General features: G+C 74.4%; 12 protein-coding genes. 5 read left to right on the top strand and 7 right to left on the bottom strand.

Translation table 11 applies throughout. From position 1 onward, the window contains the following. The first annotated feature begins 485 nt into the window (after window positions 1-485). Together ACWGJO_RS09935 and ACWGJO_RS09930 are read left to right on the top strand one after the other, a co-directional pair. A complete protein-coding gene (locus ACWGJO_RS09935; protein ID WP_452177232.1) occupies window positions 486-689 on the top strand; it encodes a hypothetical protein in 204 nt (67 codons plus the stop codon). Window positions 690-929: 240 nt separating this feature from the next. Then, entirely contained in the window at window positions 930-1565 is a 636-nt protein-coding gene (locus ACWGJO_RS09930) for a CAP family protein (protein ID WP_452182967.1), read from the top strand. Window positions 1566-1656: 91 nt separating this feature from the next. On the opposite strand, the gene ACWGJO_RS09925 is transcribed toward ACWGJO_RS09930, so the two are convergent. Together ACWGJO_RS09925 and ACWGJO_RS09920 are read right to left on the bottom strand one after the other, a co-directional pair. Next, entirely contained in the window at window positions 1657-4623 is a 2967-nt protein-coding gene (locus ACWGJO_RS09925; RefSeq protein ID WP_452182966.1) for a M48 family metallopeptidase, read from the bottom strand. Beyond that, on the bottom strand, window positions 4624-5181 hold the full coding sequence (locus ACWGJO_RS09920; protein WP_452182964.1) for a hypothetical protein: 558 nt from the start codon (window positions 5179-5181) through the stop codon (window positions 4624-4626). Between the two features lie 396 nt (window positions 5182-5577). On the opposite strand from ACWGJO_RS09920, the gene ACWGJO_RS09915 reads away from it, so the two are divergent. Both ACWGJO_RS09915 and ACWGJO_RS09910 read left to right on the top strand, forming a co-directional pair. Further along, window positions 5578-6789: a serine hydrolase domain-containing protein gene (locus ACWGJO_RS09915; protein WP_452182962.1), complete on the top strand. Its 1212-nt coding sequence runs from the start codon at window positions 5578-5580 to the stop codon at window positions 6787-6789. A 106-nt stretch (window positions 6790-6895) separates the two neighbouring features. After that, window positions 6896-7423, top strand: a complete 528-nt coding sequence (locus tag ACWGJO_RS09910) for a hypothetical protein (protein ID WP_452182961.1) — start codon at window positions 6896-6898, stop codon at window positions 7421-7423. 89 nt (window positions 7424-7512) lie between these two features. Here ACWGJO_RS09910 and ACWGJO_RS09905 read toward each other — a convergent pair whose 3' ends face one another. Together ACWGJO_RS09905 and ACWGJO_RS09900 are read right to left on the bottom strand one after the other, a co-directional pair. Continuing rightward, window positions 7513-8916 carry an SDR family oxidoreductase gene (locus ACWGJO_RS09905; RefSeq protein ID WP_452182960.1) on the bottom strand — a complete coding sequence of 468 codons (1404 nt, stop codon included), beginning with the start codon at window positions 8914-8916 and terminating at the stop codon, window positions 7513-7515. A 151-nt stretch (window positions 8917-9067) separates the two neighbouring features. Further along, a complete protein-coding gene (locus tag ACWGJO_RS09900) occupies window positions 9068-10603 on the bottom strand; it encodes a carbohydrate binding domain-containing protein (RefSeq protein WP_452182959.1) in 1536 nt (511 codons plus the stop codon). Window positions 10604-10970: 367 nt separating this feature from the next. Here ACWGJO_RS09900 and ACWGJO_RS09895 point away from each other — a divergent pair, with 367 nt between their 5' ends. Further along, window positions 10971-11924 (top strand): aldo/keto reductase, encoded by a 954-nt coding sequence (locus ACWGJO_RS09895; protein WP_452182958.1) that lies wholly within the window; start codon window positions 10971-10973, stop codon window positions 11922-11924. Between the two features lie 55 nt (window positions 11925-11979). On the opposite strand, the gene ACWGJO_RS09890 is transcribed toward ACWGJO_RS09895, so the two are convergent. The 3 genes from ACWGJO_RS09890 to ACWGJO_RS09880 all read right to left on the bottom strand — a co-directional run bounded on the left by ACWGJO_RS09890 (window position 11980) and on the right by ACWGJO_RS09880 (window position 15098). After that, the gene (locus tag ACWGJO_RS09890; protein WP_380538722.1) at window positions 11980-12582 is read right to left on the bottom strand and encodes a GNAT family N-acetyltransferase; all 603 of its coding nucleotides are present in this window, start codon (window positions 12580-12582) and stop codon (window positions 11980-11982) included. A gap of 83 nt (window positions 12583-12665) precedes the next feature. Next, a complete protein-coding gene (locus ACWGJO_RS09885; protein WP_359900059.1) occupies window positions 12666-13349 on the bottom strand; it encodes a nitroreductase family protein in 684 nt (227 codons plus the stop codon). Window positions 13350-13460: 111 nt separating this feature from the next. After that, window positions 13461-15098 (bottom strand): ABC-F family ATP-binding cassette domain-containing protein, encoded by a 1638-nt coding sequence (locus ACWGJO_RS09880; RefSeq protein ID WP_387692905.1) that lies wholly within the window; start codon window positions 15096-15098, stop codon window positions 13461-13463. Between the last annotated feature and the right edge of the window lie 129 nt (window positions 15099-15227).

Genomic DNA, 15227 nt, shown 5'->3' with positions numbered 1-15227 from the left:
GGCGGCGGGCCCCCCCCCCCCCCCCGGGGGCCGCGCGGTTCCCGCGGGCCCCGCCGCCCCCGCCGGTTGGGGCGGGGGCCGTCGTCCGCGCCGGTGGACGGACGCGGAGCAGACGGGATCAGACCTCATGAGAGGCAGCGTGGTTTACCTGAGGCGCCCAACGGCTTTCTGACCGTCGTCTTCGCCGCTCATCGGTTGACTGCGGTGTGGGGGGGGGGGGGGGCCCGAGCCCCCCCCCCCAAAACCCCCCCCGTCCCCCCTCCCGCCGGGTGGTGCGATGGGCCCCGCCCCCCCCCCCCACTCCTCCGGTTGACGACCCGCGCCCGGACCATCCCAGGTTTGTGGGATGTCCCCAGGTCGAGCGCCGCTGCCAGGATGTGGCGCACGGAGCCGAACGCTCCGTCCGGGCTTCGGACTTCGGGCTCCGCGGGCTGTCGCGGTGCCGCGCCGGAGTGCCCGGCCCTCCGGGAGAGAGATCCGCACCCATGAAGATCCGTCGACTGGCCGCCACCGCGATCGCCGCGGCAGTGCTGGCCCCCGTGCTCGTCCTGGCCACCGGGACCCAGGCGAACGCCTACCCGCGGCAGCTGTCCAAGCGGGAGCAGTGCGAGGCGGCGTGGAGCGTCAACTACTGGTCCGGCGGCGCGGCCTTCGCCCGCGGCCAGTGGAGGGCCTGCATGGGGGGCTGACCGCCTCCGCGGTCCCTGGCGCCCCGAGCGCCCCAGCACCCCAAGGGGCCACAGGGAAGGGAGTGGGAAGTCGGCCGGTCCGACTTCCCACTCCCTTCTGCGTCGCGCCCGTTCGTGGCAGTGCCGTGCCCGGTGCCGCCGCCGGGGCGAACGCCCGCATTCCGCCCGGTGCCCCGTGCCCTCGCCGCCCCCGGTGGCGTTAACCCGGTGACGATCACTCGGAGTGCGAAGGAGACCGCCGTGGAACGACGTCGAATCCGCAACGCCGTCCTGGGAGCGTGCAGCGCGGCGGCGGTCATGGGTGTGCTCGTACCGGCGCAGCCGGTCCGGGCCGCCGAGGCCTTCCCCCGCCCCGCGCTTCCGCTCGTGACGGACCAGGCGTTCCAGGACGAGGCCGTCCGGACGCACAACCGGTACCGTGCCGCGCACAGCGCCCCGCCCCTGACGCAGGATCCCGAGCTCGTCGGGTACGCCGAGCAGCGCGTCACCCGCCTGAGCACCGGTCACAAGATCGACCTGGTGAACGAGGGACGAATCAAGGGCGTGGGGGAGAACGTCTGGTGGGGCTGGATCGGGTCGGTCGAGCCGGGCACCGAGCCGGCCGCGGCACATGTCGCGGTGGACCGCTGGTACCAGCAGGGCCGCGACTACCGGTACGACCAGCCCGGCTACGACCAGAACCCGGGGACGGGCGGGTTCACCCAGGTGGTGTGGAAGGCCACGACCCGCATCGGCTGCGCCCGGGCCGCCGGCGCGGGGACGGCCGACACCAAGGACGGTCTGGAGTCGTACATCGTGTGCCTGTACAAGGAGCCGGGCAACGTCGACGATCCGGCCGCGTACCGGCAGAACGTACTGCGGCCGGTGGACGGCTGACCGCCGCCCGGGCACAGGCCCCGGCTCGCCGGTCGCCACCGCCGGAGATCGGGCTCCTCGTCCGGCCCGCAGACAACCGAAGAGACAGGCCCTAGGAGGCCGGGCGGTCGCAGACCGCCGCGGTGCCCTGCGCGGGCGGACGGGTGGTGCCCCGGAAGCCGCCCGCGCGGAGGATCCCGTCGATCCCGGCGTTGACCGATTCCGCGCAGCGGCGGGCCGCGTACAGGTCGAGCAGGGCGGTTCTCAGACCGGCCTGGTCGCGGGCGGTCAGTGCCTGGGCGCAGCCGCGACTGCCGTTGTCCGCCTTGGTGGTGACCGCGTGCCAGTCGGCCCGTAGGCGCGGGTCGGCGGGCACGCGGAACCAGACCGTCTCGAACCAGGCGGCGCTCCCCCACTGGGTGCAGGCCGGCCGGAGGCGGCGGTCCAGTGCGTCCCAACTGTCCTTGGCGGCCTGGGCCTCCCGGACGGCGGCGGTCAGGCGACTGTCGTACGAGACCGCCATGTCGATGAGATCGTCGCCGCTGAGGCGGTACCAGGCCTGGATCTGCCGCACGCGGGTGAACTCCGACCGCGGCGGGTCCGGGAGCCCCCAGAACTGCACCAGGGAGCGCTGGGACGTGAGTTCGTTGACCATGAAGCCCAGCTGGTACCTCCTGAAGCCGCCGTCCGTCGCGGTGCCCGCGACCGCCACGACGCACAGCAGGATCACCGCGAGGCGGCGTGCGCGCGGTCCACGGGCCCGAGGTTCGCCGGCCCGGGTGTCGGGGCCGCGGGTGTTGGGGTGGCGGGTGGCGCGCGAGGCGGACGGCCGTCGACGGCGGACGGCCGTGACGGCGACAGCGGTGAGCGCGGTGACGACGGCGGTGAGCCCGGAGAGGACGAGGGCGTTGTTCAGTACGAATGTGAACGGGAACAACGGCCTCCACCAGGCCGGCCGCCAGGCGCAGCTGTCCGAGAGGACGTTGAGCGGGGTGACGCAGCCGTCCACCGAGACGAGGAGCGTCATCGCGGCGGCCCCCAGCACGGTTGCCGTCCCGGCGGCGATCAGGGCGCCCAGCAGCCGGAAGCGCCGGTCGGCGGCGCTCGCCACGGCGGCGGCCAGGCCCGCGGGCAGGCAGAGCGCCGGCAGCAGGAGGCCCGCGTACCGCAGGGCGTAGAGCCCGCCCCGCGCGTCCGGTACCGGCTGCCCGGTGTGGATCCAGGCCTGGACGCCGACGACGGCCAGGCCCGCCAGTGCTCCACCCAGCAGTCCGGGCAGCATGACCTTGCGCAGCGGCGCCACGGGACCTTCCGGCCGGAGTGCCCGGTCCGGCATCCAACGAGGGGTCCGGCCCGCCGTGCCGGACGCCCACGCGAGCAGCGGCACGACCCACAGGACGATGACGGCCAGTGAGCCCATCGGCGTGTCGGCGACGTTCGACAGCTGCGGCAGCACCATGGCGAGGCCGGGAATCCTGGTCGGGTCCCCGGTCGGGGCTTTGGAAGGAAGCCACTGCAGGACGGACCGGGCGACGGCCTGGACGCCCGGAAAGTCCCTGTTCAGTGCCGTGGCTCCGGCGAGCATCCACCAGGTGAGCCACGACGTCATGGCGACGCAGCCGGCGGCCAGGCAGAGCGTGAGCGCGGGGCGCGGGGTCCGGCCTCGTGAGGTGCGGGTCCACAGGTGCGCGCACTGGGTGGTCCACCAGCCGAAGGCCGCTCCCGCCGCCACCGGTACCAGCAGGACCAGCGGCCGCTGGGGTTGCCAGGCCCAGCCCGCGCCCCAGCCGCTGAGGACCAGGCCGGCCGACATGCCGGCGCCCAGCCACCCCCCGGCCCACGCCCCGGAGGGCACCCGGGTCCCGGTCAGGACGGAGTACACCACCGCCCGCCACAGGGCGACGACGATCACGCCGGTCACCAGGGCACCGGGAACGATGACGAGCAGCGTCATCAGGTTGTTGGTGAAGTTCACGCGGTACGGCGCGATCTGCCGGAGCACCTGCTGCACGGCCAGGACGGGCACCGTGCCGATGAGGAAGAGCGGCAGGACCGAGGTGCGGAACAGCGGCGCCGGATCGACCAGGGCCCCCTGGCGCAGGCCCCACCGTGGATGGGTGCGCCACAGGTCGAGGAAAGCGTCGAGCAGGCGGCGCACCGCGCTCCCGGACGGTGCGGCGCTGACGGACCAGCCGTGCGGGTCCGCGCCCCAGCGCACCGCGGCCAGGTCGGCGTAGATCTCCCGGCTGCGCAGCGCGTCGGAGCGGGCGAGGTACAGCAGTACGACCATGACGACGGCCAGCGCCACGGCCCGGTCCAGCTGCGGCACCCGGCCGTCCGCCACCACGCCGTAGATCACGTAGCCCAGGCAGAGCACGTACGGCAGCAGCACCAGCGCGAGGAAGACCCGCCACAGGGCGACCGTGAGGTACGTCAGCGTGACGTCCCGGTTGGCGATGTGGGCGAGTTCGTGCAGCAGTACCGCCCGGAACCGCTCCGGATCGCGCCGCCGGACGGCGAGCAGGCCGCCGTGCAGGCAGACGACCGGGCGGCGGGTGCGGCCGAAGACCACCGCGCTGACCGAGGCCGCCGCGGGGTCGACCACCACCCGGGGCGTCGGCGCCACGCCCGTCGCCGTGCACAGTTCGGTGAGCAGGGCGAGGAGTTCGCCGTCCGGATCGACCGCGGCCAGCGGGATGACGCGGCTGCGCCGGGCCTTCCAGTGCGGCAGCGCGGCGAAGAGCAGGGCGGCCACCACCAGCAGGAGCAGCGGCCAGGCGGCCACCTGCCACCACGGCGGCGCGGGCGCCCACAGGGACAGGCAGAAGCGGGAAGCGGTGACCTGGCCGGAGATGCTGAGCGACGTCTTCCAGTAGCTGCCGTCAGCCGGGTCCACGCCCGCGGCGAGGCTGCACCCGGACTCGTCCCCGTCGGCCAGGACCCTGACCACTTCGAGGATCATGGCGCCGCCGGCGGTGAGCATCAGGAGCAGCAGGACGACGAACCGGGGGCCCGTGCCCGCGCCGAGGACCCTTTCGTCGATCCGCGGCCGTCCGGGCGGCGTCCCGGTGGCGTTCACCTAGTCCTGCCCGGTGCCGGTGGGGTCGGTGGGAGGCTCCGGTGCCGGTGAGGTGGGCGGAGCGGGCGGGTCCAGTGCGCGGGACAGGGCCAGCCGGGCCACGACCGCGTCGGCGATCTCCTCGGCGCGTTCGGGCACGAGACCGCGCTGCTCGCCCGCCGTCAGGACCAGGGCCCGCACCTCGACCAGTTGCTCCCGGGTCAGCGGCTGGAGCTCGGCCGCGGGGGCCGGTCGCCGGAACAGCCGCCGCACCAGGCCCGTGGCCCCTCGTGAGGCGCGGTCCACGGTCGTGGCCACCATCCGCTGCGCCACCTCGTCGAGCACCAGCCACACGACGGGCGTCACCAGGGCGGCGACCTCCCCGATCCCGAACCCCAGCGGCTCGCGCCGCCCCCCACCGCGGCTCAGCCGCCGCACCACCGTGGCGTCGTCGAAGCGGTGGAGCCCCTCCACCAGGAACAGTTCCTCCGGTGCGAGGGTCTCCACGACCGATCGCACCACGTCACGCACCAGCACGGCCGGCCGGCCGTCGCCGGTCATCTCGGTTCCGGATCCCACTCGTCCCCCAGACCTTCGAGAATCCTTCCGGCCCGCACGGGGTCGGCGCTCCGGATCGTCCACTGTGGCACGGGATGTGACGGTCGGGCAGGACTTTTCCCGAGCCTGCTCCATCCGCTCACGGAGCCTTCGGCCGTCCCGATCGGGGCGGGACCGGCGCGACCGTGGCCAGTGCCCCGCATCGCAGGTGGTGCGCGCCCAGCGCGGTGAGGGGAGGTCGGCCCGGATGTCGCCGCCGGCCGACCCGCTGCGCCACTCCTCCGGGTCGACCCTGACAGAACGTCGGGGAACGGCGGTTCCCCACCCCTGATGCCCGGGGCGGACGGGGCCGGAAGACTCGTCGGCAGGGCCGGGAGCCACCGGTCCGGACGACGACCATCCTGGAGCCGGACCCGCATGAACGCGCACACTCACCGCACCCGTTGGGCCGTCCTGGCCGCCGCCGGAGCTCTCGCGGCCGCGCTGACGGTCGGGGCGGGCAGCCCGGCCCTCGCCACGACGCCCTCCGTCGGCACCTCGGCGGCGGCGAGCCCGGCCGCACTGCCGCCGCTGGACCCGGCGGCGCTCCGGGCCGCCCTCGCCCAGCGGCCCGCCGCCGACGTCTCCGCCGCGTTCCTGCGGGTCACCGGTTCCGCCGGGAGCTTCGAGGGCGGCTCGGCGGAGAGCGGGATGCGGGTCGACCCGCACGGCCGGTTCCGGATCGGGTCGATCTCCAAGGTCTTCACCACCACCGTCGTCCTCCAGCTCGCCGGCGAGGGCCGGATCGACCTCGACGGCGCCGTGCGGCAGTACCTCCCGGACTTCCCCTACGCGTCGGTCACAGTGGGGCAGTTGCTCAACCACACCAGCGGACTGCCCGGCGGCTCCGACGTGCCCTGGGGTGACGGCACCACCGGCTGGTTCGCCGAGCACCGGTTCGACTCGTTCACCCCCGAGGAGGTGCTCGCCACGATGGCCGGGCAGCCGCTGGGCTTCACGCCCGGAAGCGCCCAGCAGTACAACGGCATGAACACCTTCGTCGCCGGGCTGATCGTGGAGAAGGTCACCGGCCACCGCTACGCCGACGAGCTGCGCGACCGGATCGTCCGCCCGCTCGGCCTGCGCGACACCTCCCTCCCGGACGCCGACGACCCGCGGCTGCGGCACCCCGCGACCCGCCCGTACCTGACCGTCCCCGACGCGGACGGCGGCTCGCACCGGGTGGACGTGACCGAGCAGAGCCCGTGGCCCTGGGCCGAGGGCGGCATGATCTCCAGCGCCCCCGACCTGGACCGCTTCATGACGGCGCTGTTCCGGGGCCGCCTCCTGCCGCCGGCCCAGCAGGAACTGCTGTTCACGGTCCCGGCGGTGTCCATGGCCGGACACGGCGGCCACTGCCCGGACGGCACGGCCTGCATGAGCACGGGCCTCGAACGCCTCACGGCCGGCGGCGTCGTGGTCTGGGGCAAGACCGGGTCCCGGCCGGGCTCCACCAGTGGCGTCTTCGCCACCCGGGACCTCGCCCGCGAGGTCGTGTACTCGGTCGACCCGACCGCGCTGAGCGGCGCCGAGACCCCGTACCTCCTCGGGCTGCTGACCACCGCGTACGGTCTGGGGTCCAAGGGCTGACGTCCGTTCTCCACCGCCGGGCCGACGTCGGATTGGCTCGCGCGGGGGAGGCGGACGGGCCGTGCGGTGGACGTGCGGCGGGAGTGGTGTCCGGGACGGTGGAGCCATGCTGATGGACATTCCGGTGGGCGACACCGAACGCCCCGTTCCCCGTTGGGCCCTGCGACTGGCCAAGGCCCTCCCGTTGATCGTGCTGCCGCACTGCCTGTGGCGGCTGCCGTTCGCCTTCGACTTCCGGATGGGCACCGTCGACCCGGCCGCCCCGCCCTACGTCTGGTGGGCCGCCCCGTACGTGATCGGTCTGAGCGTGGTCACCGAGGCGCTGACGCTGCTGACCCTGGGGCTGGTCAGCGGCTGGGGCGAGGTGTTCCCGCGCTGGGTGCCCGTGCTGCGGGGCCGGCGGGTGCCGCCGCTCGCGGCGCTCGTCCCGGCCGTGCTCGGGGGCCTGATCCTGGTGGCCCTCTTCGACGGCATGCCGCTCGCCTGGCTGGGCGTGTTCGCGGAGGTCGGCTACAGCAACGGCTGGTGGATGCTCCTGGGCCGGATCTGCACCTCGACGGCGATGTTCTGGGGCCCGATCACCCTCGCCCTCGCCTGGGCCTACCACCGCCGCCGCCGGCCGGGCATCGCGTGAGTCCGCCCGCCCCCCGCCACGCCTCGCGGCGGGGGGCGGGCGCGCGGGCCACTACGACACCTGAGCGGCCGCCCCGGCCCGTCCGGGCCTCACCACTGCGCCACCCGGTAGTCCTTGAGGAACACCCCCGACACCGGGTCCCCGGCCTCGCCGCGGACGATCGGGTCGTAGACCCGGGCCGCGCCGTCCACGATGTCGAGCGGGGTGCGGAACCCCTGGGCGGCGAGGTGGGCCTTCTTCGGGGCCGGGTTCTCGTCGGTGATCCACCCGGTGTCGACGGCGCACATGTGCACGCCCCGGGGGGCGAGTTCGGCCGCGCTGGTACGGGTGAGCATGTTGAGCGCGGCCTTCGCCATGTTGGTGTGCGGGTGCCGGGCGGTCTTGTTGCGGACGGCGAACCGGCCCTCCACCGCCGTGACGTTGACGATGTAGCGGGCGGGGTGCGGGGAGGCCAGCAGCAGGGGCAGCAGCCGGTCGCAGAGCAGGGCCGGGGCCAGCACGTTGACCAGCTGGGTCTCCAGGACCTCCGCCGGGTCGAGCGAACCGAGCACGGCGGACCAGGAGTTGGCGGGGGCGAGGTCGGGCAGCAGCCCGGACTCGTCGGTGAGGTCCAGCAACGACCCGGCGCCGGAGGAGAGCCGGGCGAGGCCGGTGACCGGCCGGAACCCGGGGGCGTGCTCGATCGCCCGGCGGTCGGCGGCGGGCAGGGCGTCCTGCTCGCCCGCGGCCAGCGGCGCGTACGACTCGGGCGGGCGGCGCAGGGTCTGGGCGGCGTTGTTGACCAGGATGTCGAGCGGGCGCCCGTCGGCGCGCAGCCGGTCGGTCAGGCCGATGACCTGGCGCGGGTCGCGCAGGTCGATGCCGACCACGCTGAGCCGCTCCCACCACTGCCCGCTGCCTTCGGCGGCGCGGAAGCGGCGGACGGTGTCCTGCGGGAACCGGCTGGTGACGATCAGCTCGGCGCCGTCGCGCAGCATCATCAGGGCGAGCTGGAAGCCGATCTTCACCCGCCCGCCGGTGAGCAGCGCCCGGCGCCCGCGCAGGTCGGTCCCCAGGGCGCGGCGGGCGGTGTTGTCGGCCGCGCAGCCCGGGCAGAGCATGTGGTAGAAGCCGTCGACCGAGCGGTAGGCCTGCTTGCAGACGTAGCACTTGCGCGGGACCAGCAGCTCGCCGACCGGTCCGTCCGCGGCGGCCAGCGGTGCGTCCTCGCGGCGGGTCCGGCTGCCGGTCGCGGTGGTGGCGAGCAGGTCGGCGTCGGCCTGCCGAACGGCCTGCCGGGCCTCCTGGCGGCGGCGCTTGCGGCTCTCCATGACGAAGGAGCCGAGCTGCCGCTCGGCGTGCAGCCGGGTGCGGTCGTGGGCGGGGAGGGCGCGCAGGCGGCCGAGGGTGCGGCTGAACGCGGTGAGTTCCTCGGCGGTGAGGCCCGCCGCGCCGGCGGCGTCGCTCGCCGGAAGGATGGTGATCAGCTGGTGATGGTCGTCCCGGACCGTCATGTCCGCCCCCTCGTGCCGTACAGGTGGGAGGGACTGTAGTGGACGGTCCGGGACGATGAGATGCCAATTTCCGCTGGTGGCTGGTGGCTGGTGGCTGGTGGCAGGTGGGCGATGTGCGGCGGACGCCGGGGCCGCCGCCGGGGGCGTGGGCTCAGCCCGCGTACTGGCCGAGAATCTTCGCGAACTCGTACGGCTGCTGCGGGATGTTGGTGCACTTGGACAGCGAGCCGCCGGTGCAGGCGTTGGCGTCCCGGGTGGCGTCCCAGAAGGACACCATCCCGAGGTGGTTCTGCCGGGCGAAGGCCACCAACTGCTGCGCGTCGGCCTGGTTGTAGACCTGGTGGTCGTCGTTCTCGCCGATCATCGGCGTGACGCCGACCATGGCCCACAGCTGGGCGTCGGTCTTCGCCGGGTAGAGGGCCTTGAGCTGGCCGAACAGCGACTGCGCGGCCTGGACGGCGGCGTTGCCGTAGTCGGTCCCGCTCCGGTAGTAGTCCATCGCCATGATGTTGACCACGTCGACGGCCACCCCGGCGTCCCGGGCGGACTTGACGATGGCGACGCCCTCGGCGGTCAGGCCCTCCGGCAGGACGGGCAGGGTGAAGGAGACCTTGAGGCCCGGGTGCGCCTGCTGGAGCTTGGCGAGCGCGGCGGAGCGGCGGTCGTTGGCGGCGGTGTCGGCGATGGCCGCGCCCTCGATGTCGAAGTCGACGTAGCGTAGGTTGTAGGCGTTCACCACGGCGTCGTACTCGGCGAACAGGGAGTCCACCGTGGTGCAGGCGGCGGCGAGTTCGGTGCCGGCGGCGCCGCCGAAGGAGACCTTGACGTCGCCGCCGGCCGCGCGCAGCGCGTCCACCTGGTCCTTGGCCCAGGCGGTGCGCGGGTCGTAGGCGTTGAACCAGCTGGCCTTGCAGCCGACGCCGGTGACGAAGCCCATGGTGTAGCCCTTGAGGCCGCCGGCCTTGGCCAGGTCGGGCATCGAGGGGGTGGGCCAGGCGCCCATGTCGATGTACGGGGCGACCGGGAGCGCGACGTTCGGCGCCGGGGTGGTCGGTCCGCCGGTGGGCGTGCCGGTCGGGGTGCCGGTCGGGCTCGGCGGGGTCGAACTCGGCGGCGGGGTCGTCGGGTTGCCGCCGCCGGGACCGGTCAGCGCGATGTCGTCGGCGAGGTAGCCGCCCTGGCCGTACCAGCCGTGCAGGTACACGGTGACGCTGGTGGTGGCGGGCCCGGTGGTGAAACTCGTGGACAGCTGCTGCCAGCCGGGGCCGCCGGCGGTCCAGGTGGCCGGGTCGGTGAAGCCGCTGCCGGTCGCGCCGAGGTAGACGTACTGCCCCTGCACCCAGGCGCTGAGGGTGTACGTGGTGTTGGGCTGGACGGCGACGCTCTGGCCGCACTGCGCGGTGTCGCTCGTGCCCACCGCCCCCTTGAGTGCGTACGTCCCGCTGTGCGCACCGGAGTTGACCACGCTCCCGGTGCCGGCGGAACAGCTCCAGGGGCTGACCGCGCCGCTCTCCAGGCCGCCGTTGGCGAGCAGGTTGCCGTCGGCGGCGCCGGCGTTCCCGGCGAGGACGGCCAGGCCGCCGGCGGCGAGCGCGGTGGCGGCGGCGAGGCTCAGCAGGGTGGTCCGGCCGGTGGGGCGGCCGGTGGGGCGGCGGTGCGTGGGGGCGTGCAGGGGCGCGCTGGGCATGGGGGTGCCTCTCGGGACGTGGTGGGGCCGCCCGCGCCGCGAGGGGGGAGACACGGGGCGGGCGGCGGCCTGGGGGTGTTCCGGGCGTGGGGAGCGCGGTGCGGGGGAGCGCGGTGCGGGGCGAGCGCGGTGCTGAGCATCAAACTGGACTAGACCAGCTGTGCACGTCAAGCACTTCCCGGCCCCGGACGCCCCACCGGGGGCAGGTTTTAGGAACGGTTAAGACGGCGACGGGGCCGGTTCCGAAAGGGACTTGACCTGGAGTGCACTCCAAGGTGGAGGCTGAACGCGTCGAATGCACCACCACGCGAACCACTGCTGCGGCCACCGTCACGGAAGCCGCGGAACCCACGATGGGAGCACCCTCATGCGCAACGCCCCGTTCGGTACCGGCGGCCCCGAGATCGGCGTCATCGGCCTCGGCTGCATGGGCATGACCTGGGCCTACGACATGGGGAGCCGGGACGACGAGAAGTCCGTCCGGGTGATCCGGCAGGCACTGGACCTCGGCGTCGGCCTGATCGACACCGCCGACATGTACGGCCCGTACACCAACGAGGAGGTGGTCGGCGCCGCGCTGGCCGGGCCGTACCGGGAACGCGCCTTCCTGGCCACCAAGGTGGGCATCGTGCCGGGCGGTGCGGGCCAGCAGGAGCGCAACGGCCGGCCCGAGCACGTGCGCCGCTCGATCGACGAGAGCCTGCGCCGGCTGGGCACCGACCACGTCGACCTCTACCAGCTGCACCGGGTCGACCCGGACGTCCCGATCGAGGAGACCTGGGGCGCGTTCGCCGAGGCCGTCGCGGCCGGCAAGGCCCGGAGCATCGGGCTCTCCGAGCCGACGGTGGAGGAGATCGAGCGGGCGCAGTCCGTGCACCCGGTGGCCTCGGTGCAGTCCGAACTGTCGCTGTGGACCCGGGACGTGCTGGCCGAGGTGCTGCCGTACACCGAGGAGCAGGGGATCGCCTTCCTGCCGTTCTCGCCGCTCGGCCGGGGGTTCCTGACCGGCGGCATCACCTCCTTCGACGAGCTGTCCGCCGACGACTTCCGCCGCCGGCTGCCGCGCTTCCAGCAGGAGGCGCTGAAGGCCAACCTGGCGCTGGTCGAGAGGGTCCGGGCGGTCGCCGGACGGACCGGCGCCAGCCCCGCGCAGGTGGCGCTGGCCTGGGTGCTGGCGCAGGGCCGGTACGTCTTCCCGATCCCGGGCACCCGGACGCCGCGCTACCTGGTGGACAACGTGGGCGCGGCCGGGATCGAGCTCTCGGCGGCGGACCTGGCCGAGCTGGACGCGCTCCCGGCCGCGACCGGCGAGCGTTACTGACGACGCGCCGCGAGGGCGGGCGGTGCCGCGCCGGTAGCCGGTGCCGCGCCGGGATTCAGCGCTCCATCACCCACACCAGCTGCCGCCCGGTCTCGCCCGGAGCCCGGACGGCGGTCTCGGCGACCCGGTCCAGCCGGTACCCGAGCTTGCGCGGGACGGCCGCGCTGGCGCCGTTCGCCCGGTCGCAACGGATCTCCACCCGGGTGATCCCGGGCAGCGCCAGCGCGGCCTCGGTCAGTGCCCCGGCCGCGGCGGTGGCGATGCCGCGGCCGACGTGCCCGGTGGCGACCCAGTAGCCGATCTCCAGCGCGCCCGGCCCGATCCGCCCGTGCAGGCCGAAGGCGCCGATCACGCCGCCGGGTTCGGCGTCCAGGCCGGCCAGGTACATGAAGTCGGTGCCGGCCTCCCAGGCGGCCGCGCCGGCCCTGGTCAGCTCGGCGGTCCGGGCGCGGGAGGGGGCCTCGGCCGCCCACTCCATCCAGGGCCGCAGGTGGTCCAGGTTGGCGCGGACGGCCCGGTTCAGCGCGGCCGCGTGGGTGCTGCGGCGGCGCCGCAGCCAGAGGCCGCCGGGCAGCCGCAGCCGTTCCGGCGGCCGCCCGGTGGTCACCGCCGCCACCGGCGGGGCGAGGCCGCAGGACCGTGACTGTGCTTGGCTCATGACGGCGATTATGTCCTTGGCCGGGACCTGTCACCATTCGGTGTCGCCCCGGTGGCGGGCGCGCCCGCCCGCGCCCCGGCGCGTCAGAGCCGGACCATCACCTCGTCGAGCTCCTTGCGCCGCAGGTCCGGCACGCGCGCCCCCTCGGCCGGGTAGCCGACCGGGATCACGTACGCCGCGCGCTCCTCCGCCGGGCGGTCGCACACCTCGTTGAGGAACTTCATCGGACTCGGGGTGTGGGTCAGCGTGGCCAGCCCGGCCTGGTGCAGCGTGGCCAGCAGCAGCCCGACGGCGATCCCCACCGACTCCTTGGTGTAGTACGGGCGCGGCGAGTCGGGGCCCTTGTGCACCTCGAACACCACGATCACGGCCGGCGCGTCCTCCAGGAACGGCTTGCGCCAGTCGGTGCCGATCGGGGCGAGGGCGGCCAGCCACTCCTCCGACGCCCGGTGGCCGTAGAACTCGCGCTCCTCGGTCTCGGCCGCCTCGCGCAGCCGCCGCTTGCGCTCCGGGTCGGTGATCACCACGAACCGCCACGGCTGGACGTGCGCGCCGCTGGGCGCGGTGCCGGCCGTCCGGATCGCCCACTCGACGACCCCGTCCGGGAGCGGGCGGGTGGAGTAGTCGCGGACGGTCCGGCGCCGGGCCATCACGTCGTGGAAGGACCTGCTGCGGGCCTCGGCCTCGTGGGCGGGCACCGTCATGGGGGCGAGCGGGACGGTCGGGTGGGACGTCCCCGCCACGGCGCTGTCTGTGCTGTCAACCATGGCGGACAGCACAGCACATGACGGCCCCTCCGGGAAGAGGTACAGACCGATAGGTGTAGACCGATAGGTACAGACCGGGAGGTGGAGACCAATCGCCGGGGCGGCGCCGGCTCAGAGCTCGTGCACCCGCCCGTCCCGGACCTCGATCCGGCGGTTCACCGACACCGTGTCCAGCATCCGCCGGTCGTGGGTGACCAGCAGCAGGGTGCCGGTGTACGAGCCGAGCGCGGACTCCAGCTGCTCGATCGCCGGCAGGTCCAGGTGGTTGGTGGGCTCGTCCAGCACCAGCAGGTTGACCCCGCGGGCCTGCAGCAGCGCCAGCGCGGCCCGGGTGCGCTCGCCGGGGGAGAGGGTGGCGGCCTGACGCAGCACGTGCACCGCCTTGAGGCCGAACTTGGCCAGCAGGGTGCGCACGTCCTCCGGCGCGAGCTCCGGTACGGCGGCCGCGAAGGCCTCCAGCAGCGGCTCGCCGCCCAGGAACAGGCCGCGCGCCTGGTCCACCTCGCCGACCACCACGCCGGAGCCCAGCGAGGCACTCCCGCCGTCCAGCTCCAGTCGGCCGAGCAGGGCGGCCAGCAGCGTGGACTTGCCCGCGCCGTTGGCGCCGGTGATGGCGACCCGGTCGGCCCAGTCGATCTGCAGGTCCACCGGACCGAAGGCGAAGTCCCCGCGCCGCACGCTCGCGCCGCGCAGGGTGGCGACCACCGAGCCGGAGCGCGGCGCGGTGGCGATCTCCATCCGCAGCTCCCACTCCTTGCGGGGCTCGTCGACAACGTCCAGCCGCTCGATCATCCGCTGGGTCTGCCGGGCCTTGGCGGCCTGCTTCTCGGTGGACTCGGTGCGCATCGCGCGCCCGATCTTGTCGTTGTCGGAGGACTTGCGGCGGGCGTTGCGCACGCCGTTCTCCATCCAGCCGCGCTGCATCCGGGCCCGGGCCTCCAGCCCGGCCTTGGTGTCGGCGTACTCGTCGTACTCCTCGCGGGCGTGCCGACGGGCCACCGCCCGCTCCTCCAGGTACGCCTCGTAGCCGCCGCCGTACAGGTTGACCTGCTGCTGGTGCAGGTCCAGCTCCAGCACCTTGGTCACGGTGCGCGCCAGGAACTCGCGGTCGTGGCTGATCAGCACGGTGCCCGTGCGCAGGCCCTTGACGAAGGCCTCCAGGCGCTCCAGACCGTCCAGGTCGAGGTCGTTGGTGGGCTCGTCGAGCAGGAAGACGTCGTAGCGGGAGAGCAGCAGCGAGGCGAGGCCGGCCCGGGCGGCCTGGCCGCCGGACAGGGCGGTCATCGGCAGGTCCAGCGAGACCTTCAGCCCGAGCGAGTCGGCGACCTCCTCGGCGCGCTCCTCCAGGTCGGCGCCGCCGAGGTCCAGCCAGCGCTCCAGGCCGACGGCGTACGCGTCGTCGGCGCCCGCCCGGCCCTCGACCAGGCCCTCGGTGGCCTCGTCCAGCGCGGCCTGCGCGGCCGCCACACCGGTGCGGCGGGCCAGGAAGTCGCGCACCGACTCGCCCTCGCGCCGCTCCGGCTCCTGCGGCAGGTGGCCGACGTTGGCGCTCGCCGGGCTCAGCCGCAGCGAGCCGCCCTCCGGGGTGTCCAGGCCGGCCAGCAGCCGCAGCAGGGTCGACTTGCCGGCACCGTTCACGCCGACCAGACCGATCACGTCGCCGGGGGCGACGACCAGGTCCAGGCCGGAGAAGAGGGTGCGTTCGCCGTGGCCGGCGCTGAGGTCCTTGACTACGAGTGTCGCGCTCATGATGGGGCCGATTGTAGGAGGAGCGGCCCGCGCGACGGAAAAACGCGACGGAAAAAGCGGGGGCCGCGGCTGTCCTGCCGCGGCCCCCGGATCACCCGGCCTTGATCACCGGGCCTTGATCATCGGGCC

This window comes from Kitasatospora sp. NPDC054795 (assembly GCF_053611565.1).
The sequence above is the reverse complement of the archived record's forward strand: the minus strand, read 5'-3'. Positions and strand labels throughout refer to the sequence as shown.

Excerpts from the sequence above, each read along its gene's own strand:
- ACWGJO_RS09900 (WP_452182959.1), bottom strand. The coding sequence starts at position 10,603 with ATGCCCAGCGCGCCCCTGCACGCCCCCACGCACCGCCGCCCCACCGGC.
- ACWGJO_RS09895 (WP_452182958.1), top strand. The coding sequence starts at position 10,971 with ATGCGCAACGCCCCGTTCGGTACCGGCGGCCCCGAGATCGGCGTCATC.
- ACWGJO_RS09880 (WP_387692905.1), bottom strand. The coding sequence starts at position 15,098 with ATGAGCGCGACACTCGTAGTCAAGGACCTCAGCGCCGGCCACGGCGAA.
- ACWGJO_RS09885 (WP_359900059.1), bottom strand. The coding sequence starts at position 13,349 with ATGGTTGACAGCACAGACAGCGCCGTGGCGGGGACGTCCCACCCGACC.
- ACWGJO_RS09935 (WP_452177232.1), top strand. The coding sequence starts at position 486 with ATGAAGATCCGTCGACTGGCCGCCACCGCGATCGCCGCGGCAGTGCTG.
- ACWGJO_RS09915 (WP_452182962.1), top strand. The coding sequence starts at position 5,578 with ATGAACGCGCACACTCACCGCACCCGTTGGGCCGTCCTGGCCGCCGCC.
- ACWGJO_RS09890 (WP_380538722.1), bottom strand. The coding sequence starts at position 12,582 with ATGAGCCAAGCACAGTCACGGTCCTGCGGCCTCGCCCCGCCGGTGGCG.
- ACWGJO_RS09910 (WP_452182961.1), top strand. The coding sequence starts at position 6,896 with ATGCTGATGGACATTCCGGTGGGCGACACCGAACGCCCCGTTCCCCGT.
- ACWGJO_RS09905 (WP_452182960.1), bottom strand. The coding sequence starts at position 8,916 with ATGACGGTCCGGGACGACCATCACCAGCTGATCACCATCCTTCCGGCG.